The sequence below is a fragment of the Sulfolobus acidocaldarius SUSAZ genome (assembly GCA_000508305.1).
GTDB classification, from domain to species: domain Archaea; phylum Thermoproteota; class Thermoprotei_A; order Sulfolobales; family Sulfolobaceae; genus Sulfolobus; species Sulfolobus acidocaldarius_A.
In genome coordinates this window covers 1,502,529-1,525,426 of record CP006977.1, presented here as the reverse complement: position 1 = coordinate 1,525,426, position 22,898 = coordinate 1,502,529, and the positions used below count along the sequence as shown (strand labels likewise).

The following is a 22,898-nucleotide window of genomic DNA, read 5'->3' as shown; positions in this document are numbered from 1 at the left end:
AGTATGGTAAATTGGGCACCGCTTGTACCACCAGTGGCAGATCAGGTAATAAGCTGGCTCGTCTTCTTCTTTGGACTTATAGGACCTATAGTCATAATTTTAGGCTTAATTGGAATTAGGGGATTCATGGAAATTACCCGTTTTGAAAAGGGGGAGAGTGTCCTCTACAAAATCAGTCCATTAACCAAGCTAATCTTAGTGATCAGTACGACCATAGCTGTTTCATTAACAATATGGTGGTTTGGAGCCATATTAGCCTTAATTTACCTACTTTTGTTCTTAACCCTGAATAACCCAGGGAAGAAAATTTTGTACGCGAGCTTCTTAACCTTCTCAACATCTTTAGGTGTAGTAAGTAGTTTCTCGTTTTACACTCCGTACTACATACTGACACAAGCAATAGGTACAGACACACTCCATGTCATCTGGTACTGGCCATCTTATTTCGTTTACATGGGTTATCAACCAGGTTTGACGTTAGAGGCTTTGTACTATGGTTTTCAGGTTGCATTTAGGTTCATTGCACCCATGTTATCTGGATTATTACTTATTATAACTACAACTCCATCTGATGTATTGCGTTATCTTGAAAAGGTCAAATTTCCACTGGTATTTATCTTCGCATTGACAGTTGCCATGAGAAGCATACCAAGGATATTCGATACATTAGACACTATAGTTAAGCTACAGATGATGAGGGGATTGGGTTATGGTAAGCCTAAGGCATTGAGACCGTTTTACCTTCTATTGGGTGGTCTTTACGGAATAGTGCCCACACTTATATTTCTAATGAGGCAAGCTAAATACACTGCAATAGCTGCAGATACTAGAGGGTTCAACGCTATGCCAAAGAGAACCTACATGAAACCTATTGTCTTTAACCGATTAGATTACATAGCAATCGGTTTGACTTTATTACTGTATATTATTACGGCTATACTACTTATCATTGGTCTAGGAAGAGGAATACCGTATATCGGATTTTAAATAATATTATTATTATATTTTCTTTTTCTCTACTTTTGTTATATACATTTTGTGTAACATGTTTTTCCTGAAAATATCACTCTAACTAAAACACTCTATCAAAATAGCGTTGTGACGCTTCAGTAAAGTTGGAGAGGAATTCCTATTAATGTTTCTCACATTAAGATTTTAATTAACTACTTAAATATATATAAACATGAAACTTGCGGTGCTTGGGTCAGATAAACTTGTGACAACAGCTAATGCGGTTTTAACAGAGATATTTACGGGGGTAATACCTGATGAGATAGTAATACTATCTGAGGATCATCCCTCCAAGAGTGTGGAGGGCATTAAAGAATTGGTATCATACTTCGGTGTCACACCAACTGTGAGGACTGAGGTTATAGGTGAGGGGATTGAAAAGTGGAGACAAAAAGTGTCAGAAATTGAGGTTGATGTTACTGACATAACCCCTGGGAGGAAGTACATGGCTACATCAGTATATGCTTACTCAAAAGCAAAACATGTCAGATACGTCTATGTAAAGAATGAAAGTTCCGGGTACAGAGTCTTTGGATATATACCCTTCAACGAGATAAAAGTTTTTGATATGAGGTCTGGGGAAACTGTTGAGTGGGATCCTCCAATGATTGCTAGAAGTCATGAGAAGAGTGTATATCTAACGAACGAGAGCCTTAATGCCCTGATAAATATATACTCTCTACTAGGTAAGGTAAAGATTTCCCTTAATAGAGACTCATATACAATAGAAGAATTAGTTAAATATGTACATGATTCCAATGACGAGGAAATTAGCATATGTGGTTTTAGGTCTGGCTTCTTGCGATATAGAGAGGAAAAAGATTTGAAGGAAAATGTCGAGAAGGGATACTTCACTGTTGCGGACACTAACGTTTATATAAGACTAGGGTTTAGGCTCAGATACTTAACTTACTCAAAGACCTATGGAAGAAGACTCCTACCATCAAAAGCTACCTATAATGAGCTTAACAATAAGGTGACATCGACTCAGAAGGACAAGAGCATTTTCAAGTTCAATCTAGCTATGGCAACATTTAACAAACTCCACCCTCCACCTATAAGTGTAGGTAATCTGGGGTCAGGAGATATACCACTTGTCAAGGAAACTGTTACCTTAAAGTCGTATTTACCTGAGAGCGTGGTACTAGTAACAGCAGATTCGAGTGTTAACAGACTAGCAAGCTCCAGTAATATTAAAACTGTATACCTAAACATTGTGGAGAAAGCTAGATCAGGAGATATTGGTGAATTTCTGCATTGTTTAAGCTTTTATGTTGACCATAATTTCGAGATTAAAGAGATTGGTATTGAGGTAAATGATAAGATCGCCATGAAAATAAAGAAACAAGACGCCAACAAAGTTCTTAGTGAGGGATTAACTGAAGTTCAGGTAGTTTCCGAGAACCTAAACTACGCTAGTCTATTACAGACTGAAGAGAAATTAATCCGGTCTTAAACATCTGTACCGTAAATAGGAGAGATTTTAAATGAAAATTCTAACTCGCTAGCGCTAAGTCATAGAGATTTTATTTAATTTTACCATCCATACATGAAACTACTCATCCAATTACAAATGTATTTTAGGGTAATTCACCACACTTATATCATGAATGTGTTTGAGATATCACTGTCGTTTATGAAAGTGTTTCTAATTGAGACTGAAGAAGGATTGATATTAGTTGATTCAGGTACTCCTGGAAATGGTAAGAAGATAGCCGCAGAGATAACAAGGCGAGGTAAGAGTCTAGACGACATAAAGTACGTGATTTTCACACACTCACATGGAGACCATATAGGCAGTGCCCACGAGCTTAAAGACCTTCTACCTAATGCTAAGTTCAGTATAGAAAGTAGCGGAGTTTCCTATTTACAAGAGGGTAAAATCAGGAATCCTGTATTGCACTCCTCCCTTCAGAAGTTCCTTTTCGGCTTGACAAGACCGTTTATTGTTAGAGGGTTAAAGGGTACAAAAGTTGACCTTGAATTGAAGGATGGAAAACTTGTAGATGGCGTTGAGATAATGAAGACACCGGGTCATACAAGTGATTCTATATCGATCTACCTACCTGAAATAGGCTCTGTAATAGTAGGTGATATGTTACAAGGTACGAGGAGAGGACTAAAATACCCTAGTATATACGAGGACTTTGAGGAGCTTAAAAGGAGTGTCGAGAAGATAAAGAAACTTAAACCTATCATGGTTTATGTATCACATGGTGTAAGTTCATCGAAGTTTTTAGTGTGAGTGAAAAGTGTAAACTGTAAACCTTGTTTTATGTTTTCCCTTGGATCAAACATTGATCAATTTACATCCTACTTTACCTCTGCGTAACTTATTGAAAAAAGTGAAATTATTGAAATGGGAATTACTAAGCTAAGTAATGGTAAATGATATAAAGCTAATACAGAAGGTACTATGGATCCTCTAAGCATACTGGCTAGCTGATAGGAAAAGCTAGTGCCTGACACCCTATATTTGCTCATGAACAAATCCACAAAGATCGACGATTATGGAGAATATAGAGCTGAATTAGAGACAGATAGTATGAGCTCGGCCAGAGTGATTTTGTAAGAAAAGAGTGTTGCACTAAGGATGTAAATAATTATTCCAGTAATGTTACCTCTTTACTCAGAATTGGCTTGCTAGATAACCAAAATTTGGCTTTGTGAAAAGATAGGTTTATGGTACATATTAAAACAATTATAGATATTTCCGATACTGACAGCAATATTTTAATCGCAACATTTTAAATAATACTATTGAATGCCTATAGTGAGAGTTTATTTAGATTATAGATACTAGGATTCTTATACAGTACATTTACTTTTATTTAACAAACGACAAGTAGTCTCTTAAATAAAATTCAGAATATTCAGAAGTAGTAAATATGTATCATGAGGACAAACTACAGAGTGTTTACTATCAATTTAAGAAACATAGAGACAAATTAGAATTACCACGACCACAGAATAATTATAGATTGTTATTGAGAAAATTACTCAAAAAATCGAATTCTGTAAGCTTTAGTAATGTTAAGTAAGAAGGAAAAATATATACATTTTTTACAATAACATTTATGTCAATCTTTTGAGACTAGGGAGTTTGGGAATATAATTTAGATCTATGTGAAATTAAGGAGATTATCGATCATTGTGTAATTTCCCAGTTTCTTCCTTTAACAGAATATATATTTCATAGCCCAATAATTAATCCTAATTATGTCTCAATTTCTAATTCTTATCAAAGAAAGACTAGGTAAATTTTATTTTATAGATGTTTTTTTATAATTTCAATCTCTTGAGCAATAACCCTATCCCAGGATGAGTGATTCAGTAGAAACTTCTTTAACTCCTCAGATTCGTATGGGAATGTCCTTCTATCTTCCATGTAATCTAGGACTCTTTTTGACATCTCTTCATAATTAAATTCCTTTACTAATTCTACTCCTGGTACACTTTGATAAACATATCTTATGCCCTGGATATCATAAGAAACAACAGGCGTTCCGTGGAAAAGAGACTCCAGAATTGTCAGCGAATTTGTATCATCGTGAGTTGGATAGACAAGCACCTTTGCCCTTCCTAGGATTCTCTCTTTCTCCTCTCCTCGTACGAATCCCTTATACTCGATCCTGTCATCTAATCCCATTTTCTTCACTAGACGTAAAAAGTTTTTTTCATAATTTTCAAGCCTACCCATGATGATCAAGGTTTTATTTATTCTTCTCCATACCCTAAGGATATCATATATACCTTTACTAGGTGTAAGTCTTGCCGACATGAAAACTGCATAATCCTCTTTATCATGTACAAACTTCAGGTCAGACTCATAGGCAAACCCTGGATCAATTATCACTTTTTCACTTGGTAATTTAGCTATTTCGCTCTCAAGTATAATCTTATTGTTACCTGCTATGAATTTAGGAGGATTAGTCAACATCTTTCTTATAGCTTTTTTCCAGTAATTTTTCACTATTATACTCTTAGGCAAACCCTTGTAGATAGGTTCTTGACCAATCTTTGATTTCCAAATAGCGTGACTAAGGGTATTCATATATAAGGGAGCTAGGTATCCATTAACTAATATCCCGTAAGGCTTATTAAACATTCCCACCTCTGGAGACAGGAAGTTCGGTGAGAAGAGAAAATCAACCTTATTAACTCCATCATTCAAATTTCTTACAAGTCTTTCATGTAAATTAAGGTTTATATAGTTGAGTAATAATTGCCTTCTATCTGCATAAAAATTTTCGAACAGATTCTTAACACTATCTTGTATAAGGAACTTCTTGTCTAGAAAATCTAGATTTTTCATCAAAATTTCTCTATCCTCTTCACTCTTAACCTGTAGAAGAGCGTTAATAGTAGGAAATAAGACCAATTCGAATTCTTTTTTAGCTCTTTCCAAAAATTCCCATACGTGTTTCTCAGCACCACCTTCCTTTATCAGAAAAGGGGAAGAAGATACTATGCCTAGCTTTGTCATTTTATAGATCAAAAGTGTTTTAAGGCTTATTAAATCTTACCGTTTTAATATTTATTTTCTAGTAAAACATCCCTTTATTTAAACAAGCAAGTGTTTAACGCTAGAAAAGATAGACGAAAAGTAGGTAATTTCTCATATACTAAATAATAATGTACGATAATGTTTCTATGAAAAGCTTAAGAGGAATATAGTTTGATTTAGAGCTTGATCAACATAAACTTATAATCATCTGAAAATACTAAAAATGTGTTCATATCAGTTATTATTACAGCGTACAATAGGAAGGACTACTTACTTAACGCAGTTAACTCTGTAGTTTCACAAGATTTTCCTAGAGATAATTATGAAATAGTTGTGATAAAAAACTTCAAGGATGAAAAAATTGATAAAAAACTAACACAACTAAATGTAAAAGTCTTTTACTCTGAGAGACGCGGATCTGGAGAGGAAATTGAGGAGTTTTTGGATCAGATTCAAGGTGAAGTTGTGTCGTTTCTTGACGACGATGATGAATTTTTGCCTGGAAAACTTAAATATGTAGAGGAGGTTTTTAACAAAGGCATTGATTATTTACGAAACGGTATAATAATAGTAAATAACTCCGGCAAAGTGCTAGGAACGAATGGTCTCGATATAGTCGCTAAGGGAGAGGAAGATAAGAGAAAGTTTTTACTTAAGTTAGCTTTAGGAAATAGTAGTAGTATGTCCTTAAGAACTGAAATACTTCACAAAACTAGAAATTACTTAAAAGAAATATCTTTAGCTCTTGATGTATTTCTATACGCATCATCTCTTCTTTATGGAAACACGCTCGTCAGTTCCTCAAAAGCCTTCACAAAATACAGAAGACATATGGGAAACTCAGGAGGGAATTTAAAATCAATGGATGAATACATTGAAGGGAGGGCCACCTCGTTTTTAAGAAGTTACAACGATCTTTTAGTAATTTCAAAAATGTTAGCTAGTACCTATTACGAGAAGGTCGTAAGGTACTTTTTAGTAAGGAATAAGTTAGAATATAGAGCCTTACCATTAAGTTCCTATAAACTTGAAAAGATAAAGTTTGATGATATTTTCCTTTGGTTATCTTCCCAAAACATCAGTAATATTCGGAGCTTTATTTATAATATGATGATACTCTTAACTGCCTTATCTCCACAATTTATTAAGAGATTCGTTATAGGAAAGCTTTACGATAGACGTAGAAATACGTACATATAGATTGTTATCATAGTAAAAAAATGATTAGCGTGTGAAGATGAGTTGAGTAATACTACTACGCATACATTCCTAGGAGACTGAAGTATCCAAATGACTACTTAATTCACAGACTAATCTGACCCACTCCCCGCCCTAAAGGGTTCCTTTAGAGCGATTCACAGGTTTATGATTTACCGCCTTCACCCTCATCGTCTCATAACTAGTGAGTATCACCCAACCCCACCCCACACATCCAGCGGTAAACCAAAGGCTAGGTCTTCAGCCACTTTACCCCTATCCCTCTGGTCAAACCCTCATTCCACCCTCCTTGAGACTCAGGAATATTGTTTTTCAGCATGAGGACACACTTAATTGAACTAATATACCCATTTCCACGGGTTTCCTCACGCATCATTTTAACCAAATTTAACATCTTAACGATACTATAAAAACCCCACCCCGCCTTAAAAGACAAGGCTTGCCGATTCTCTGTCAATTAAGAGTAAGACTTATATATCCACGGTATCTCCTGAGTCAAATGACTAGAATTTTAGTTGCTGGAGGAGCAGGGTTTATTGGTTAGCCATTTAACAGAACTTCTAGTCGAAAATGGAATTGAGGTGACTGTTATTGACAATTTGTCCTCAGGATCTCTTAAGAACTTATCTTCACTCTTACCCGATAAAATAAAATTTTACAAAGTTGACGTATTAAATAAGACTTCCCTAGAGGAAATTTTCAAAGAGGGCCATTTCGACGCTGTTGTAAACTTAGTGGGAAAGGGTGACTTAGGGAGTTCTGTCCACAATCCTTTACTTTATCATGATATTAACGTCAATGGAAACCTATATTTACTTTACCTGACAAGAAGATATGATGCAAAAATTTTCGTATTCACATCCTCAGGCTCTTTTTATAAAGGAGATATTGTTAAACCTATTAGTGAGGATGACCTTTTAGAACCTGATTCACCATACGCAGCATCAAAACTAGTGTCTGAAATATATTGTAAAACATTGATAAAGTATATGGCATAAAGACGATAATTTTCAGATTATTTAACGTTTATATTTATAAAAGGGAAAGGAGTAGTTACGGAGGAGCAGTTACTAACTTCATGATAAAATTTATGAACAATAAACCAGTTACAGTTTACGGAGATGGGAGTAAGGTAAGGGACTTTGTCTATGCTGGGTACGTTTCAAAAGCGATAATGTATGGAATAGGTAAGCAAATTAGTGGAATATTTAACGTAGGGACTGGTGTGGGAACTACTACTCTTCAGTTACTAGAGACCATAAAGAAAGTGTTAGACAAAAAGGCCGAAATAATTTGGGAAAAGGAGAGGATAGGAGATTCCAGAAGTAGAATCGTGAGTATAAACAAGTTAAAGACCCAAATAGGTTTCTCTCCTGAAACTACGTTAGAGAAAGGTATAACTTATCTCAGAGAATACTTAATGACGAGACTTAACGTAGCATGAGAGTTAACTCAGTCTGAAATCATCAATCCCCTTCATAAAATATCTTACTTACCCTTTCTTTTTTGTTTGCTTCAACTGTATCTAAAACGTGGACATAAAACAAACAACGTAATACAATCATCCCCTTTGCAAATTTATAAAGCCTAACCAGTTAGGGCAGGGAGAAAGTGAGGAAAATTAAAATGATATCTGAGACTGCACAGAAATAGGTTCAAATAATGATAATTGTATAATAATCTCATTTTTTTTTACCAATTTTTTGCTTTTCCTATCGTAACTTAAGTTTCTGAGAAAATAGTGTTATTTTAAAGATTCTATCAGATCCCACATTTTCCTTTTAAAGATCTCCTTGTCGAAACTCAGAGATTTTTCTCTCAAGCTTTTTCTCAATTCCTCAGGTGGGTATAAGTTGTTTTTTAGCAGAGTAGAAGCTTCTTCTAAGTTTCCATAAGTAAATTCAGGTAAAATCTCAGCCCCTCCACTTTCTCTAGGGACTATTGTAATTAGTCCAGCTGCCATAGCCTCAACAATCGGTATTCCGAAATGTTCCCCTGGTGTTGGATGAAAATAAACTGATGCTCTTTTCATGACCTCAACCATACTCTCTCTGGGTAAATTTGGGAAAAACTCAACAGGAGCATTCAATGATTTTCTTAATTTAATTAACTCATTTAGATACCCTCCTCCTTCGAAGGATCCTATTATCACACCCTTTACTCCAGTCATGGCTGATAATTTGACGGATAAGTCTAATCTCTTACCTCTTTCAAATCTACCTACGGTAACGAAGAACGGTTCCCTTGTTCCGATAGGAATCTTCGAGAAATCTTTCACATCGACAGGTGGATATATTACTCTAGGCTTTACATTATATATCTCATCTATAGCCTTAGCTGAATAATTAGAGTTAGCTATAAATATTGCCCTCTTCGCCTCCTCCTTGAATTGCTTTAGTATACCCCTCATGGGAACTAGGTATAATCTCCAAATAAATGAGGAATTGTATTTGGATGGAACAGAGGAGAACTCTGGTGCAACACCATAAATAATATGTGGGGCTATTCTTGATAACGGTAAGGGTATGGCTGTTATATTAAGGAAAAAATCTGGGTTAGTTTTCTTTGCGGAAAAAACTGTAAAAACCCTTTGATACTTGTCAAACCTCCTCATTTTAAAGGGTATAACTGAGACGTAAGGAAAACCTAAGTCCTCCAAAGGTGGAGAGAAAGTAGCTATCCTAGTCTCTACGTTTTTCTCTCTTAGAAGTTCGGCAGAAACTCTAACCACATAACCTTCTCCACTAACAGACCTGGTAATACGGTGAATAACTAATGTTGATTTCATTAAAAATTCTAAGAATCCCGTTCTTAAAACGTTAATTACTACAGCAATACTCACCCTATATGAAATAAAGAGTTAATGATTATATACGTCAATATAAACTCATATTAGTTAACTTACTCTCGTATTTAGATATTAAAGAGTTAGACTGTTATGGCTTGTGTTGAATATCCTAGGTAAAAAAATTGTAATCCCTTTATCTCTACTGCGTACATTAATTTACACCTGTACAGCATTTCCTACACTATTCGCTGCTAATTCAGCAAATATTCCAACAGCACCATCTATGGGAATATTGGTTGCTAAGCCAAAGATGATTTTAGACCAACTTACTACGGCACCGTTTATAAATGGATTGAAAAAGCCAAAATATAATATATAGTATGGAATCGCCCATAAAACCCCAAGTATTGCTCCTTCTAATGCTGATATAGCATTTACGTATGTCGGACCTTTGGTTAATCCTAATCCAAATATCTTTCCTCCTGTGAAAGCTATCATGAGGTCAATAAATAGACCATATGTTAAAGCTTCATAAATGAAGAACATAGGTTCTCCACTGAATCCGTAATGGAAGAGGCTAGATAGAAGGTCAAATAAAAATAGGGATATCATTCCTACGCCAACTTTTCTAACTAATCCCGCTACGATAAATATTATGAATATCCTTCCCCAAAACGGTATTTGAATGAAATTTGTAAGTCCTGATGGTATTGCTCCTCCTGCTACCGCACCTATAATGAATTGCCAAATGTAAGCAGCTGCTGCTCCTATTCCAATGTATACCCAGTCAATAGTTTTGAATGCTTTTAATCCACCTGTTCTTTTACCAAAGTATATGACCACAGCTAGGGCTATGACAAAGTAGGCAGCTACTATTGGTAGTGAAATTTCTCCCGGTTTGTCGGTGTAAAATCCTATTCCATTAAAACTCATTTTAATCGATTATACATATATAATAATAAAAATAAAAATAAACTCTTCCTTTATAATAAATATAACTAATTATAAGCTATACATGACTATTTAGAATATATGTGATTCTGAATGTGAATTTTTCCTATTCTCATCTGTCATATTAAAAAATATTTATTTTTGATTATAATATTATCAAATTAATGGAAACAAAATAGTTTGTGTGAAGATTGTGAAGATGTTGGTTTTAGAAATGATATTTTCCATATGTTTGAAGTAGTACTTGATGTTGTTATCGCTTCCCTCTACTTCTGTTTCTCTAAAATAAATCATCAGAGCGCGTTTATGTTTTACGTTTTTATTACTTTTCCTAATCCTAATTGCTGAACAGCTTCATGACAGCTCATGTATGAGAAGTAAACTATAAACACTGATTATTATAGAGAGTTAAGTTTGTATTAAAGAGTCCACATTATGATATTACATCAGACTACAATACCTGAGTGGAATAAATTAAGAACAAAGAAAGGTTAGAAATCTTTTTGCCACAAAGCTTCTTCTACATGCCTTTAAAGGCTAGGCTTTCATTAGTTGTAACAAAATGTTAATATATGAATTTTACTTCTGGTTATATGAGAAATCCAATAGTTTTTGGTATTACTGCCCTTATTAGGAGTTGCTAAACAAGGTTAAACTAAAAGGATAAGTTTCCTTAACATATTTAGCATTTTTAATCGTTTTTTGTTATCTAAAGTCGAGTAGGTTTCCCATAATCCTTCAATGTTTACCTCTTTTTGACGTGTGGTGAGTCAGTACTTCTCACTTGGTTTGAGGTAGATTTTTAAGCTCCCAATAAGCCTTGTCGAAGGCTTTATTCACTATGTCAATGTATTCATTTAATTTACTTATCTTCATTACCTTTATACTTACAAGGAATATGTTAGTAACTCCGTTTTTACTGTAAAATATAACATCAGGAACCAATGAGTTTTCCTTCTTAAACTCGTCCTCTAATATTCCACTTACTCTCTCCAACAACTGATTAGCAGAAACGTCAGCGCTTACTGTTAATTGATATGGATAAGTTAGCACTCCACCATCCTCAAGTTTAGTGAATACGGTATTACCTAGAAAAGCTGAGTTTGGTACTTTAACAAGGTTGCCTGTGTTAGTCCTGACCTCAGTGAAAAGTATACTTACACGTTCCACTTCACCAATGATTGGTGGAGACCATATCCATGATTCTAATATGACCGAGTCACCAGGTCTAACAGTCCTTGAGGACGTAACCAATATACCTGATAATACATTTGATGCAACAGTTTGAGCAGCCAATCCTATCGCCACACCGCCTACTGCACCACCAATTGCTGCACCAGTCAAGTTTACCCCTAATGCTGAAAGTATAGCTAAAATTAGTAACGTATATAAAATTAAATCCACAATAAGTGATATGGAGCGTAATCCTGTTTTGTCTGTTTTTGAAAATATATAGCCCTCAATTACGTACTTTATTATCCTTATAATGATATATCCTCCGATTCCAACTAAGGCTGCATCTACACCAAGTTCAATATCTCTTGCATATGGTGCTAAGGTTTGGTTTTGCGCAACAAATCCTGAAATTACTACATGTAGAATATATACCACAAAACCAACTACCAATAATATTATTATGGCTCTTATAAGGGTTTTAGCAGGGTTCATGGATACATCATTTGTATTTAAAGGATTTATTTTTTATTCAGTTAGAAAATATTAGATTAATTAGAGCATCTATGAGAACTTTGGTCTAAAATTTATTCGATGTGGAAGCATTAATATAAGCGTTTTATAAAATTTTTCTACATATTAAACGACTATATTAACTTTATAACCTATAAACATTGTGAAATTTGTTGATAGATTCATGATAATATTTAAACAAATATTTGTATTTTTTATTAATATAATTTATAAGCAAGAAAGTTCAATTTACACTGGGAAAATAAATGAATGAGAAGTTACATAAGTTAATGCGACTAAAGGGTGCATTAGTAGCAGGTCATTATGCTAATGATGGAAAATTAATTGAGTATGAAGGACAGTTACCTAAGGAACTAGCGGAAATGGTGGCTAAAATGGTAGCTGCAAATACGTTAATGGGGACAGTAGAAGCTGAGTCCTTCAGTAAAATATCTGGAATGAAGTGGACTCCTTTTTTAGGATGGGCTGTAGCTGCAGGGGAGTATGCAGTATGTGTGATGGGGAATTACGGAGTGTTTGTAAAGCTTGTGGAAGCAGATTTCAATGAAATATTCAAAACACTAAGAGAAGTAGCTGGTGTATAATAATTTTGTTTCACCGTAAGATAAAAATTTTTTACGTCTAATTTTTTAGAATTAATGCGTGTTCTGAAATGACACAATAATTCTAGTAAGGAATAGATTTAATGGATTAAGTTAGCTTATATTGGAGAAAAACAATATGTGTCTTTAGAGAGACATAATATTTTATATATTGCGCCAACTCAGCATATTATCATTAATAGGTTCAAATCTCACCCAAAATTGCAATGATATGAAAAGAAGCAAAGATTTTATGATAAAATCTCTAGCCTTAAGACTTTCAACAAGTGTAGATCTAGTATCATCAGAAATTAACGTTTACTCCTCCTCCACCAATATTGATTCCTCCCTGTTGACCAGCGGGTAAATATGGTCTTAAGGCATGAGCTAGTTGCTCTACCGTTAATGTATGTAACCACACTCTACCTGGTCCTGTAATTGTGACAAAGAATAATCCCTCATGAGAAAAGAATATTGATCTAAGACCTCCAACCAGTTGTACCGAGTAATTCATTCCCTCTTGGAATGCCATCAGATGAGACGCCTCAACCTGGATGGTCTCCCCTGGAGCGAGATCTTTCACATATAATCCTCCGTATGCGTGGAGGAAAATGTTACCATATCCTTTAAACCTAGCAAGGAATAACCCCTCACCACCTAATATACCAGTGGTTAATTTAGCCATAGTTGCATCATATTCAACTGTATTCTCTGCTCCTAAGAAGGAATGGGCTTCCGCCAGTATTGAACCTTGAATCTGAACTGGAACTATTTTACCTGGAAATATTCCAGATAACATAACTTCTCCTGGTCCATAAAACTCAGTTACAAAAAATGAACCTCCTGTCAATGCTCTCTTTATTCCACTGAGGATACCCCCTCTCATTTTCGTCTGCAAATTCACCGTAGAGCTTTTCATTATCATATGACCAGCATCTGCATAAAAGCCTTCTCCTTGTGCTAGTTCAACTTTCAAATATTGCAGATCGTCACCTAGTATTTGATATTGTGGCATGAGGGTTAATCTATCTATTCAAGATAAAAAAGCTTTCTATATTTTTATACGATATGTGAATAAAACCTGTGGCACATAATGAAACTCAAATTATATGAACTATAGTATTATTATTACTTCAAACTGATTAGAATTTTATATTTTTCATTAACTCGATAGGATTAAAATTTATAAACTTTCGAACTAATAGTTAATTAGGCAACTATGGACTTACTACCAATTTTTGTGATCATCGCATCAGTTATGACTGCAGTGTCAATCTACCTTATATATCTCGTAAAAAAGGGTATAAACGGAATAGGATTCCTTCTTGTACTTTACCTAAGCGGGAGTATGCTCATAATGTTTATTTCCTTATCTATTGCTTTGTCTAATACCAGACTAACCACAGAAATCTTAGCCTTAGCGGTTAACACAGCTTACATGATTGTGGGTCTACTGAGCATATTACTTCTTGGAGCCAGTAGACGCAAAATGGAGAGTAGGAAGTGGTATACTGTCATACTCTTTTCCTTTTTAATGACTATATCTGAGGCACTCATGGGAGAGAGTTTTTACTCAATTTTAACCAAGAGCATAGGTAATCCGTTAATAGGGACAGAAAACTATTGGTTTTACGCAGTAATGCTGGCAGAAATGGCTTTCACACTAATTTATTCATTTAATGGTTTAACTCGACAGATAAGAAATTACTTGCTTATAACACTCCCCATCATGGTGGTCTCTCCTGTAATCTTACCAACCTTCTCAATATGGCTTAGTTCACTTCTCATGATCGTTGCCACAATTATAATATACGACACCCTGTATCGAAACAGATTAAAGAAAACTCAAGAGACGTTTACATCACTTGAGTTAATGCTTATATTCACTTTGATGATGGCTGGAATATTCACCTATTACATGACAAGCTCTTGGTACCTTTACGATGTGTCTATGATCCTTGGAATGACTTGGTTTATCTACAGGGCTATACAGGGACCAAGCTCCATTAAGGGTAACTATTTGAGAGATTCAAGGTGGACCTTCGCATTCATTCTAATAACCTTCATAATGGAGTGGTTTATGGGAGCGGTATTAGACTTTGCCAGTGGTTACTTCTCTCCAGGGGTAGAGGGCTTTATAAGTTCTTTATCACTAGGTTTTGTAAATCCTTTATCGTATTTTGGTGCTGGTGCATTATTTGACTTTCTCTCCGTATTTGGTTCCGTAACTGGTTCTGTTTGGTTTCTTATCATGATGGGTTTAGAGATGGGAACACTAGCTATATTCAGAATTAAAGAGGTTAGGTTGAGAGAGAATAAAATCAGATTAGCTCTGATGGTTTCAGCCTTTGCCATCTATGCTGTATATATTCCATCATTTTCCCCATTAGCCTCAAAAATCCCTTACATACCCTATATGTGGAGCATGGGGTTGGGTACTTTAGGACCTGTATCAACAGACTACCTGCTCTCAGGAATTGTGGGGACTTATGTGCTTTCCGCTGTTCTATCATTTCTCTTTGGATCAAGACAGATATGTTCAGTGACTTGCACTGCCCCTACAATGTACCAAGGTACATTCTACAATTCTCTTAAGGTTTATAATAGGACTTCCAGTCTTGCTAGGAAAACGCTATCAAGTAAGTTGAGACCATGGTATAAGGTCATTGCCATAACAATATGGTCTTCCCTTTTAGCCTTTGCTGTGATTTCTTATTTTGATCAAAAAGGCATACTGAACATAACTATTTTTGGAAATGATCCGACAATGTTCCTATATTCGTTCTACTTTAACTTCCTATGGTATGTGGTCTTTATATCCATTCCCTTCTCAGGTAACTACGCATGTGTAACCCAGGGTTGGTGCTCATGGGGTACTTTTAATCAGTTCTTTGGTGGTCTTGGACTATTTAGGCTTAAGGTGAAGGATCCAGAACTTTGTGTAAAATGTGAGACAAAAGCTTGCAGTTATGCATGTCCTGTTGGAAACACTGACTTACCTGGTAACTTTATTAAAAGGGGAGAGTTCAAGTCCTCACGTTGTATAGGTGTAGGAGATTGCGCTGAGGCATGTCCATATGATAATATAGTGTTTTATGATGTGAGGAGCTGGCTTAAAGAGAAAATTAAAGGGAATAAGATATAGCCTTTACACATTTTTTTCTTATTTGGAAAAGTTTTTTAATATATACGGTCAAATATAAGTAGATAAACATGGGATTATTTAAGAAGGAGAAAGTTTATAAGGGAAATACCGATATCCAAAAAGTAGCTACCAAGTTTTCAGATTATCTCAAATCTGATAAATGGAAAGTCCAATCAAGAGTTGAGGGAAATAAGGTCGTAATTCAAGCTCAAAAGGGAGGAATACTCAGGGACATTGTTGCAGCAGACCGTGCTTTAACTTTTGTAATGGAAAAAGTACCCGAGGGTATGAAGGTGACAGTTGGAGTTGGTAAATGGATACAGAATTTAGCAGTTACTGCAATAGAGACATTACTTCTCTCGGAGCTTTTCCTAGCGGTCGATGTTCCTGAAATGTTATGGAATTCGCATGTGGAAAATGAGTTACTTAAGAGATTAGACGATATCATACAGTCCTCCTAAGCTTTTGAAATAAGTCTGTATATTTTTTATCTACTCTTCTATCTTTTTCGTCGTCACTCTTTGATGAAATTTAAATCACTAGATCTAATACTCACTTAAACTCCCTTTTTCCCTAGCCTTCCTAAAAGCATAATTATAGGACAAGACACCTAATGGAATAACGATGATGTCAAATATGAGAAGTATCTCTACAACGTTCAGCATATTAGTTACTGGTGTATTCTGCAACATGCTACCTCTTAATCCCTCCAGAGCCCACGTAAGAGGTATACCATAACTGATGTACCTGACCACGATTGGTAGTGCTGTTACAGGGAAAACAGTTCCACCTAGCAGATTGGTAAATGTGTTAAAGAACAACGATATTGGATTTCCTTGTTTTGTTATCATTGTCACTGCCCCAGCTATCATCCCTATCCCAAGTGTTGAAACTATTAGTAGAAATAGAATGATGATTGTGCTTATGATGTTTATATGGTAGTTTGCTCCCAAGACATATCCTATTGCTAAAATGACCACAGAATTCACAGTATTCAAAAGTAATCCCCATAACGCTGAGTAGAGCAAAAAACCTAAGGTACCTGTCCTTGATATCACGTAATACTCAATTGTTCCATATAACTGTTCGTTTCTAAGTCTTTGGCTTATGGTAGATATAACAGATGATACATAACCTTGGAAAGCCAATCCTACGGTGAAGAAGGCTACATAGTTCTTGACCCCAATTTCAGTAACCAAAGTGTTTCCTAAGGACGTACCAACGAAGTAATACGTGAAGACTGGCAGAACCCACCCTAAGACTGTCAAGATTGTCTGAGTCCTATAAGATACCCAAACCTTAAAACCTCTCAAGTATAGGAAAGAGTATATTTTTCCACTTATTCCCAACCTCTCCACCTCCCACCTCTCTTGACAGCCTCAAACCTAGCCGAGTCCTCCACATCACCTATTAAATAGACATACACGTCCTCTAATGAAGGTTCTTCCTCCTTAATCACTCTGTAGTCCCTTAATTCCTCCAATTCCCTCTCCGGTACCCTTAAAATGTAGTAATTACTTCCGGTCTCTACAATGTATTTACCTAAAGAGGAGGGATATTCGTTTACCTCAACCTCACAAACCTTTCCTATATAACTCTTTAATGATTCCCTATCTCCCTCTACCAACACTCTGCCCTTCTTTAGAAGTACCGTCTTTTCAGAGAGTTCCTCTATATCTTTCATATAATGAGAGGTTAGGAGTATTGTCTTTTCTTTGCCTATCCTTCTCACTAGGTCTCTAAACATTCTAGCCGATAACGGGTCAAGCCCTAATGTGGGTTCGTCAAGTAACAATACAGGAGGGTCGGTTATCAAAGCTCTAGCTAGAGCCAATTTTCTCTGCATTCCTGTACTAAATTTCATATAAGGTAAGTTAGCCCACTCAGAAAGACCAACTAGCTCCAACATCTCAATTGCCCTTCGTCTGGCATCTGATAATGATAGGTTTTGTAAGCTAGCGAAAAAGATCAAGTTCTCTAGAGCGGTCAGCCTATAATAGAAGAGCCTTTCGCTGACAGTCATTAAGCCAATAGATTCCCTGACTTTTTTCTCCTCCTTTACTACACTATATCCATTTACTAATGCATCTCCACTGGAAGGTATTATAAGGGTAGAAAGTATCTTAATTAGGGTAGTCTTACCAGCCCCATTAGGTCCTACTAATGCTCCGATACTTTTATTCTCGATTTTAAAACTCACGTTGTCCAAGGCGTTAATTATTCTGCCCTTAAACCTGAATGATTTCGATATATTAAATACTTCTATCATTAATTAATGAATGGACAATTTATACAATTAAACTTTTCCACGAAATTTTTTGCAAAAATATCGCTGAACCTTCATATTTTCAATTATACTGAATACTTTTCCACAAAAATTGATCGTTATAATTAAAAAATAGTTAACTTGTATTATGGTTATATTTTCTACGTCATATCATTTACATATGTTTAGTTAATCTCTTAGCTTCTTTGAACCCATACAGGATACTACTAATTCCTATTACTCCCACAACGGACATCACTAGTAAAAATCCTATATTTATCGCATCAAGGTTAGGTATCGGATTGCCTGTGGATATAGCAAAATTATCAATAGCAGGTAAAGCAATTATTAGGAGACCGACTATAAGAAATACTAGGCCACCATAATACAGGACTCTTCCGGCACTTTTCCTAGCAATAAATGTTATCTGCTCTTTAGTCATTTTCCTTACTCGTAATATACTACCGAATATCATACCAAATATTATCTGCATCATCATTGTACCTATACCAAAGAACATGCCGGGTAATGGAGCATAGATTACTGAAGGCAGCTGTGGAGCTAGTACAAAGGTGATTATAGTTGCATATGCGCCGAATCCGAAGCCCGCAATTAAACCGTGCACAATTGTCATCTTAAGTGGTACATCATTTACTTTCCCTACTTCTTCAGTGTGTTGCTTACTGCTAAATAGAGCGTCAATGGGTAAGTGTAAATATTTTCCCTTCAATATATATGAACCTGCTATAGCCATAACAATCCCCACAATGGCATATACTGGACCGTCTAAATTGTATTGATTATATATTGCTGCTAACCCTAGGAATCCTATAGTAGTTAAAAATGCCCTCTGAATCGTAAAGCCTAATGAGAAGAGAAAACCTGCCTTCATTCCTCCCTTAGTGCTGTATTTACCTATAGCGTAACTAAAGGTTATAGGCCATGTATGTTCATCTGGCGTGATACCATGTAGCATACCTAGTATCAATGATATGAGTATTATTTCTCCAACGGAAAGATTATCTGGTGGGTTTAACAACGTACTTAGGCTTAACATTTTTTACTCCTATTATTTGGGATACCCTAAAAATATTTAAAGTTATTCTCAACGTAATTGAGTTCTAGTATGTCTTCAAAAATATTTGTTAGGGTTTAAAAGTAATTTTGTTGAAAGATGCTCTATTCAATAAACATATTTATATCTATTTTTTTATACATCTTGTAAAGGTAGAATATCTCTAAGAATATTATAATTGTTTCAAGAATTTCCAGCAATACGAGAGAATATATGTAATTCATAAAGACTAAGTAGAACACAATGGAAATTGTGAATGTTAAGATCAAAGTAATCATAGAATAATTAAGAGCTGTATAACACAATTTCGCCCTTTTTGAGGCATTCTCTATCTCTATAATGTTGTTGACCTTTTGCCTTGTATCGTCTAATTCCCTTTTTATAGGATCCAATCTTTTTATAGTGGTCTCATATATTTCTTTCCACTGTCTTCCCTTTAGACTAGTTATATAAGTTAAAATCTCCTCCAATAGGTTGTTAACCTCACTATTGCTCATTAGTTTAGACAAGGATATTAGAAAATCTAAAGTTCTTTTTATCATCGCTTCACTTTCTTTCTTCTCTATTTCATTCATATATTTTTTCATTGAGAGCCTAAAGAAGTAATATGACAATAACGCTAACATATAGGATACAATTAATACTACAGTTATCTGAAAAGTAATCATCTCTATTTATTTCCCCTTACTTCTATCTTCCTTAACTCTATCTAAGAGGTCAACAATATCTGGTTTAATCTTATCTAACTGTTCTAGCAAGTCTAGGTATCTTTTCGATTTTTCTAACACGTTTCTCCCTTTTGGAGCTAAGATGTACTCTCTGGTACTTGGTTCAAAATAGATAAGACCACTCTCCTCCAGTACCTTCATATATTTGTAAAATGGACGAGAACTCAGATTAGTAACATACAACAACTTTGTCTTCCTGACACCAGATCTACACCCTTCTAATATGCTGATAACTATTTGAATTGAACTCCTTTTCTTTTTCCGCATACCGACATCTCTTTGTCCCTATAGTCTCGTCGTCTACCATAATAAAGTTTTGTATAACATTTAATTTAGTGACACATGATTCTCCAATCTATTAATTAACTAATTATATAGTTTATATACTATCTCATTTTTGTGACAGTTAGATTGAAAAAGATTTAAATTCAAATAGAATATAAAAGAATTTAGAAAAAATTTTTCTCTTGATTTATACTTTACTTTCTCCATGGTAAAGATATACTATGTTATCATGAGTTATATAGTAATCATTATCGAATTTTACAGCCTTCTCGTTATACTGTTTAATAAGTTTCAAGAAATCTTCAGCCTTGTTCACCTCTATCACTGAAACATTCATGGGTGGTTTTGAACCACTAATTGAGTTCTTATTTATTACATTCTGTATATTTAATGATAACCTAATAAACAATATTGAAAGAGCAATAATTACCAGAAATGCTGCACCATAAAAATACGAGTAATTATAGCCCGTTTTTTCCTCAACTGAAATCTCCTTGTAAAAACTACCTGATGCAAATGAATCATTATTATAATTAACCGAGATATTATACGTACCGTTCTGTATAGTTAATGAATCCCTAAAGTTTAAGGGAACGTTACCTGACGGGTACATGATTACAGCATTAACACTTACATTTAGACGTATGGAGTAGTAATTTATAGGAATCCTTAACTGTTTATCTATCTGGTAGAATAAGTTCTCTATATAAGTAAAATTCGGAGTGAATGAGAAGAAATGCGAGGTAAGATTTCCTCTATATACAGTCCCTAACGGCTTAGACCATAATGGAGTAACTATCGTCTCATTTACTGTGAAATTTCCTGTATACGAGTTCGCTGTAGTTTCAAAGTAACCATTAACTACAAGACTTTTTGTCAACGAACTAAACATACTGTTCGTGTTGATCTCAGTCTTATTGTTAAAAAGTATAGAATTGTTTATATAAAATGTTGTCTGGTATTTAGTGTCAGCTAGATAGGAACCTACTCCAACTCTCTGGGGAAAATAAACCGTAGAGTTAGAGAGAACTCCCAGGTATATTAGTGCAGACGCAGAGGCTAATAACGCTATTACTAAACTTATTTTTAAAACGATTATAAGCTTAATATTCCAACATCTCCTTGTGAGTAGTATATTATAACTTGAATATTCACTACACGATTCGAATTTGTGTAAAACTCCAACAAATTCGAACTATATATGGGCGGAGTGATTATGATGTTAACCGAACTCCCATTACTAAATGGCTTACCAATTGTAGATAAATGGTATACATTTCCCAGTATTATTATTTCAATTTCACTAATTGACTGTAAATAACTAGTGTTAATGAACACCTGCACAAAATTCATATCATTAACCTTAACAACTGACGCATAAACCAAATTGGATACGATGTTAACATTATTATTGAAATTAGATATATCAAAGGCTGGGACAAAGGAGCTTAAATACGTTAATGAAATTATGAGTAATATTACAGTAGTTATTAGGACTATTTTTATCACACTCTCACCCTGGAAATTAACAAGGATATTACGGTTAACACAAGAAAGGTATTCAGTATTGAATATAGAAATAGGGACAGTATTGGGCTTACCATATTCATCACTAAGGGAAATAGAGTGGGTATCACATATATCTTCACCAATAACTCATGTAATCCCTGGTTTCCCGCACCTTCTACGGTTAAGTTAATACTCTTTTCTTGACCTGGATACAAGATAAATAACAGTGAAGGAGTTACATTGTAACTTTCGTTTCCATCTCCCTGTAAGTTTACTGTAACTATTTCGGGAATTTCCAGTCTGTTTGTTACGTTAAATACGTAAGACTTCATTTGGTTATATAATAGTACACCTAGATTTACTGAAGAGGATTGGAGTGTTCCCCCGTATAAATATCCTGGCGTTCTGGACACCAAGTAAACTACTGTAGTGCTAGAGGTCTGAGCGCTAGCCATGATCACAAAAACAGAAAACACAAAGATAGATAAGAAAAACACGACAATTTTCAGGTTGACATATTCACTGTTGTTTATTTTTCTTCTCTTTTTACTTTTATTGTTCCTCCTGTCTAAGACAGCAAAGGAAATTCCCAATAACGCCAACATTCCTACAGACGGAATTAAGTTGAGCCTGGCGCTGTTGAGTATTTCCCCTAAGTATGGTATTACCACAGGATTATTATTTATGACTAGGAGTTTGGCGTATATATTGGAAACTGTTACAGGAGGCATGTAGATCTGATCCACGAAGTTATCATTGATTCCCTTGGTTACAAAGGACCCATTTGGTAAGACGTTAATTACCTGATGTATTATATACGGTGGGTAACCTGGTAGTACACCGTAATCTGGATCCTTTATTACAACTACTGAGCCATTAGTTATTTTTCCTGCTACTGGTTCAGGAATTGTTATGGCAACATCTCCAGGTTTCAGGTAAGGAAACATGCTGTAACCGTAAGTAATTGCTACAAAAGTTGGTCTACCCATTAAATTGGTGAAGGTAAGAAATATCGAGAAGATAAGAATAATTAGAGCAAATACCTTTCCTATGATTTTCAATACTTTTAATGAATAAAACGAAAAAATTATATTTGGGGACATTAAAAAACACCTTTACCTTATATT

Annotated in this window: 24 protein-coding genes and 1 pseudogene; 10 read left to right on the top strand and 15 right to left on the bottom strand. The window is 35.0% G+C overall.

Features of this window, described 5'->3' with window-relative positions:
- Positions 1 to 3 precede the first annotated feature (3 nt).
- From SUSAZ_08665 to SUSAZ_08655, 3 genes are all read left to right on the top strand, one after another.
- Positions 4 to 987 carry a cobalt ABC transporter gene (locus tag SUSAZ_08665; GenBank protein AHC51995.1) on the top strand — a complete coding sequence of 328 codons (984 nt, stop codon included), beginning with the start codon at positions 4 to 6 and terminating at the stop codon, positions 985 to 987.
- A 196-nt stretch (positions 988 to 1,183) separates the two neighbouring features.
- Positions 1,184 to 2,467: a hypothetical protein gene (locus SUSAZ_08660; protein AHC51994.1), complete on the top strand. Its 1,284-nt coding sequence runs from the start codon at positions 1,184 to 1,186 to the stop codon at positions 2,465 to 2,467.
- 150 nt (positions 2,468 to 2,617) lie between these two features.
- Entirely contained in the window at positions 2,618 to 3,256 is a 639-nt protein-coding gene (locus tag SUSAZ_08655) for a beta-lactamase (protein AHC51993.1), read from the top strand.
- A 68-nt stretch (positions 3,257 to 3,324) separates the two neighbouring features.
- Here SUSAZ_08655 and SUSAZ_08650 read toward each other — a convergent pair whose 3' ends face one another.
- Together SUSAZ_08650 and SUSAZ_08645 are read right to left on the bottom strand one after the other, a co-directional pair.
- A complete protein-coding gene (locus SUSAZ_08650) occupies positions 3,325 to 3,495 on the bottom strand; it encodes a hypothetical protein (GenBank protein ID AHC52578.1) in 171 nt (56 codons plus the stop codon).
- A gap of 784 nt (positions 3,496 to 4,279) precedes the next feature.
- A complete protein-coding gene (locus tag SUSAZ_08645; protein AHC51992.1) occupies positions 4,280 to 5,497 on the bottom strand; it encodes an LPS biosynthesis protein in 1,218 nt (405 codons plus the stop codon).
- Between the two features lie 246 nt (positions 5,498 to 5,743).
- Between SUSAZ_08645 and SUSAZ_08640 the strand changes: the two genes are divergently transcribed.
- Positions 5,744 to 6,718, top strand: a complete 975-nt coding sequence (locus SUSAZ_08640) for a glycosyl transferase family A (protein ID AHC51991.1) — start codon at positions 5,744 to 5,746, stop codon at positions 6,716 to 6,718.
- Between the two features lie 250 nt (positions 6,719 to 6,968).
- Here SUSAZ_08640 and SUSAZ_08635 read toward each other — a convergent pair whose 3' ends face one another.
- The gene (locus tag SUSAZ_08635) at positions 6,969 to 7,193 is read right to left on the bottom strand and encodes a hypothetical protein (protein ID AHC52577.1); all 225 of its coding nucleotides are present in this window, start codon (positions 7,191 to 7,193) and stop codon (positions 6,969 to 6,971) included.
- 42 nt (positions 7,194 to 7,235) lie between these two features.
- On the opposite strand from SUSAZ_08635, the pseudogene SUSAZ_08630 reads away from it, so the two are divergent.
- Both SUSAZ_08630 and SUSAZ_08625 read left to right on the top strand, forming a co-directional pair.
- Positions 7,236 to 7,734 (top strand): annotated as a pseudogene (locus tag SUSAZ_08630) (UDP-galactose-4-epimerase).
- A 92-nt stretch (positions 7,735 to 7,826) separates the two neighbouring features.
- The gene (locus SUSAZ_08625; GenBank protein AHC52576.1) at positions 7,827 to 8,180 is read left to right on the top strand and encodes a hypothetical protein; all 354 of its coding nucleotides are present in this window, start codon (positions 7,827 to 7,829) and stop codon (positions 8,178 to 8,180) included.
- A 300-nt stretch (positions 8,181 to 8,480) separates the two neighbouring features.
- Here the strand turns inward: SUSAZ_08625 and SUSAZ_08620 are convergent, their stop codons facing one another.
- The 3 genes from SUSAZ_08620 to SUSAZ_08610 form a co-directional block, all read right to left on the bottom strand.
- Positions 8,481 to 9,524, bottom strand: coding sequence for a glycosyl transferase family 1 (locus SUSAZ_08620; GenBank protein AHC51990.1), 1,044 nt, complete (start codon positions 9,522 to 9,524; stop codon positions 8,481 to 8,483).
- 216 nt (positions 9,525 to 9,740) lie between these two features.
- Positions 9,741 to 10,457 carry a hypothetical protein gene (locus SUSAZ_08615; protein ID AHC51989.1) on the bottom strand — a complete coding sequence of 239 codons (717 nt, stop codon included), beginning with the start codon at positions 10,455 to 10,457 and terminating at the stop codon, positions 9,741 to 9,743.
- A gap of 798 nt (positions 10,458 to 11,255) precedes the next feature.
- A complete protein-coding gene (locus SUSAZ_08610; GenBank protein ID AHC51988.1) occupies positions 11,256 to 12,143 on the bottom strand; it encodes a mechanosensitive ion channel protein MscS in 888 nt (295 codons plus the stop codon).
- 181 nt (positions 12,144 to 12,324) lie between these two features.
- On the opposite strand from SUSAZ_08610, the gene SUSAZ_08605 reads away from it, so the two are divergent.
- Together SUSAZ_08605 and SUSAZ_08600 are read left to right on the top strand one after the other, a co-directional pair.
- Complete coding sequence (locus SUSAZ_08605; protein AHC52575.1) at positions 12,325 to 12,435, top strand: hypothetical protein; 111 nt, start codon at positions 12,325 to 12,327, stop codon at positions 12,433 to 12,435.
- Positions 12,428 to 12,766, top strand: a complete 339-nt coding sequence (locus SUSAZ_08600) for a hypothetical protein (protein ID AHC51987.1) — start codon at positions 12,428 to 12,430, stop codon at positions 12,764 to 12,766. Before SUSAZ_08605 ends, SUSAZ_08600 begins: the two co-directional genes overlap by 8 nt.
- A 301-nt stretch (positions 12,767 to 13,067) precedes the next feature.
- Here SUSAZ_08600 and SUSAZ_08595 read toward each other — a convergent pair whose 3' ends face one another.
- Positions 13,068 to 13,778, bottom strand: coding sequence for a transcriptional regulator (locus SUSAZ_08595; GenBank protein ID AHC51986.1), 711 nt, complete (start codon positions 13,776 to 13,778; stop codon positions 13,068 to 13,070).
- Between the two features lie 204 nt (positions 13,779 to 13,982).
- Here SUSAZ_08595 and SUSAZ_08590 point away from each other — a divergent pair, with 204 nt between their 5' ends.
- Entirely contained in the window at positions 13,983 to 15,908 is a 1,926-nt protein-coding gene (locus SUSAZ_08590) for a 4Fe-4S ferredoxin (protein AHC51985.1), read from the top strand.
- A 68-nt stretch (positions 15,909 to 15,976) separates the two neighbouring features.
- The gene (locus SUSAZ_08585; protein AHC51984.1) at positions 15,977 to 16,369 is read left to right on the top strand and encodes a hypothetical protein; all 393 of its coding nucleotides are present in this window, start codon (positions 15,977 to 15,979) and stop codon (positions 16,367 to 16,369) included.
- Positions 16,370 to 16,453: 84 nt separating this feature from the next.
- Here SUSAZ_08585 and SUSAZ_08580 read toward each other — a convergent pair whose 3' ends face one another.
- The 8 genes from SUSAZ_08580 to SUSAZ_08545 all read right to left on the bottom strand — a co-directional run bounded on the left by SUSAZ_08580 (position 16,454) and on the right by SUSAZ_08545 (position 22,874).
- Positions 16,454 to 17,257 (bottom strand): ABC transporter, encoded by an 804-nt coding sequence (locus SUSAZ_08580; GenBank protein AHC51983.1) that lies wholly within the window; start codon positions 17,255 to 17,257, stop codon positions 16,454 to 16,456.
- Complete coding sequence (locus SUSAZ_08575) at positions 17,248 to 18,177, bottom strand: multidrug ABC transporter ATP-binding protein (GenBank protein ID AHC51982.1); 930 nt, start codon at positions 18,175 to 18,177, stop codon at positions 17,248 to 17,250. The genes SUSAZ_08580 and SUSAZ_08575 overlap by 10 nt, the downstream gene beginning before the upstream one ends.
- A 172-nt stretch (positions 18,178 to 18,349) precedes the next feature.
- The gene (locus tag SUSAZ_08570; GenBank protein AHC51981.1) at positions 18,350 to 19,231 is read right to left on the bottom strand and encodes a hypothetical protein; all 882 of its coding nucleotides are present in this window, start codon (positions 19,229 to 19,231) and stop codon (positions 18,350 to 18,352) included.
- A gap of 122 nt (positions 19,232 to 19,353) precedes the next feature.
- Positions 19,354 to 19,836 (bottom strand): hypothetical protein, encoded by a 483-nt coding sequence (locus tag SUSAZ_08565; GenBank protein ID AHC52574.1) that lies wholly within the window; start codon positions 19,834 to 19,836, stop codon positions 19,354 to 19,356.
- A gap of 87 nt (positions 19,837 to 19,923) precedes the next feature.
- On the bottom strand, positions 19,924 to 20,118 hold the full coding sequence (locus tag SUSAZ_08560) for a hypothetical protein (GenBank protein AHC52573.1): 195 nt from the start codon (positions 20,116 to 20,118) through the stop codon (positions 19,924 to 19,926).
- Positions 20,119 to 20,449: 331 nt separating this feature from the next.
- Positions 20,450 to 21,154 (bottom strand): hypothetical protein, encoded by a 705-nt coding sequence (locus SUSAZ_08555; protein ID AHC51980.1) that lies wholly within the window; start codon positions 21,152 to 21,154, stop codon positions 20,450 to 20,452.
- A 203-nt stretch (positions 21,155 to 21,357) separates the two neighbouring features.
- Positions 21,358 to 21,771 (bottom strand): hypothetical protein, encoded by a 414-nt coding sequence (locus SUSAZ_08550; protein ID AHC52572.1) that lies wholly within the window; start codon positions 21,769 to 21,771, stop codon positions 21,358 to 21,360.
- Positions 21,768 to 22,874 carry a membrane protein gene (locus SUSAZ_08545; protein ID AHC51979.1) on the bottom strand — a complete coding sequence of 369 codons (1,107 nt, stop codon included), beginning with the start codon at positions 22,872 to 22,874 and terminating at the stop codon, positions 21,768 to 21,770. Before SUSAZ_08545 ends, SUSAZ_08550 begins: the two co-directional genes overlap by 4 nt.
- Between the last annotated feature and the right edge of the window lie 24 nt (positions 22,875 to 22,898).

Bases quoted from the DNA above. Each gene is read 5' to 3' on its own strand.
- SUSAZ_08665 (AHC51995.1), top strand. From the start codon at position 4: ATGGTAAATTGGGCACCGCTTGTACCACCAGTGGCAGATCAGGTAATA.
- SUSAZ_08660 (AHC51994.1), top strand. From the start codon at position 1,184: ATGAAACTTGCGGTGCTTGGGTCAGATAAACTTGTGACAACAGCTAAT.
- SUSAZ_08655 (AHC51993.1), top strand. From the start codon at position 2,618: ATGAATGTGTTTGAGATATCACTGTCGTTTATGAAAGTGTTTCTAATT.
- SUSAZ_08650 (AHC52578.1), bottom strand. From the start codon at position 3,495: ATGAGCAAATATAGGGTGTCAGGCACTAGCTTTTCCTATCAGCTAGCC.
- SUSAZ_08645 (AHC51992.1), bottom strand. From the start codon at position 5,497: ATGACAAAGCTAGGCATAGTATCTTCTTCCCCTTTTCTGATAAAGGAA.
- SUSAZ_08625 (AHC52576.1), top strand. From the start codon at position 7,827: ATGAACAATAAACCAGTTACAGTTTACGGAGATGGGAGTAAGGTAAGG.
- SUSAZ_08620 (AHC51990.1), bottom strand. From the start codon at position 9,524: ATGAAATCAACATTAGTTATTCACCGTATTACCAGGTCTGTTAGTGGA.
- SUSAZ_08615 (AHC51989.1), bottom strand. From the start codon at position 10,457: ATGAGTTTTAATGGAATAGGATTTTACACCGACAAACCGGGAGAAATT.
- SUSAZ_08610 (AHC51988.1), bottom strand. From the start codon at position 12,143: ATGAACCCTGCTAAAACCCTTATAAGAGCCATAATAATATTATTGGTA.
- SUSAZ_08600 (AHC51987.1), top strand. From the start codon at position 12,428: ATGAATGAGAAGTTACATAAGTTAATGCGACTAAAGGGTGCATTAGTA.
- SUSAZ_08595 (AHC51986.1), bottom strand. From the start codon at position 13,778: ATGCCACAATATCAAATACTAGGTGACGATCTGCAATATTTGAAAGTT.
- SUSAZ_08590 (AHC51985.1), top strand. From the start codon at position 13,983: ATGGACTTACTACCAATTTTTGTGATCATCGCATCAGTTATGACTGCA.
- SUSAZ_08585 (AHC51984.1), top strand. From the start codon at position 15,977: ATGGGATTATTTAAGAAGGAGAAAGTTTATAAGGGAAATACCGATATC.
- SUSAZ_08575 (AHC51982.1), bottom strand. From the start codon at position 18,177: ATGATAGAAGTATTTAATATATCGAAATCATTCAGGTTTAAGGGCAGA.
- SUSAZ_08570 (AHC51981.1), bottom strand. From the start codon at position 19,231: ATGTTAAGCCTAAGTACGTTGTTAAACCCACCAGATAATCTTTCCGTT.
- SUSAZ_08565 (AHC52574.1), bottom strand. From the start codon at position 19,836: ATGAAAAAATATATGAATGAAATAGAGAAGAAAGAAAGTGAAGCGATG.
- SUSAZ_08560 (AHC52573.1), bottom strand. From the start codon at position 20,118: ATGAAGGTACTGGAGGAGAGTGGTCTTATCTATTTTGAACCAAGTACC.
- SUSAZ_08555 (AHC51980.1), bottom strand. From the start codon at position 21,154: ATGTTTAGTTCGTTGACAAAAAGTCTTGTAGTTAATGGTTACTTTGAA.
- SUSAZ_08545 (AHC51979.1), bottom strand. From the start codon at position 22,874: ATGTCCCCAAATATAATTTTTTCGTTTTATTCATTAAAAGTATTGAAA.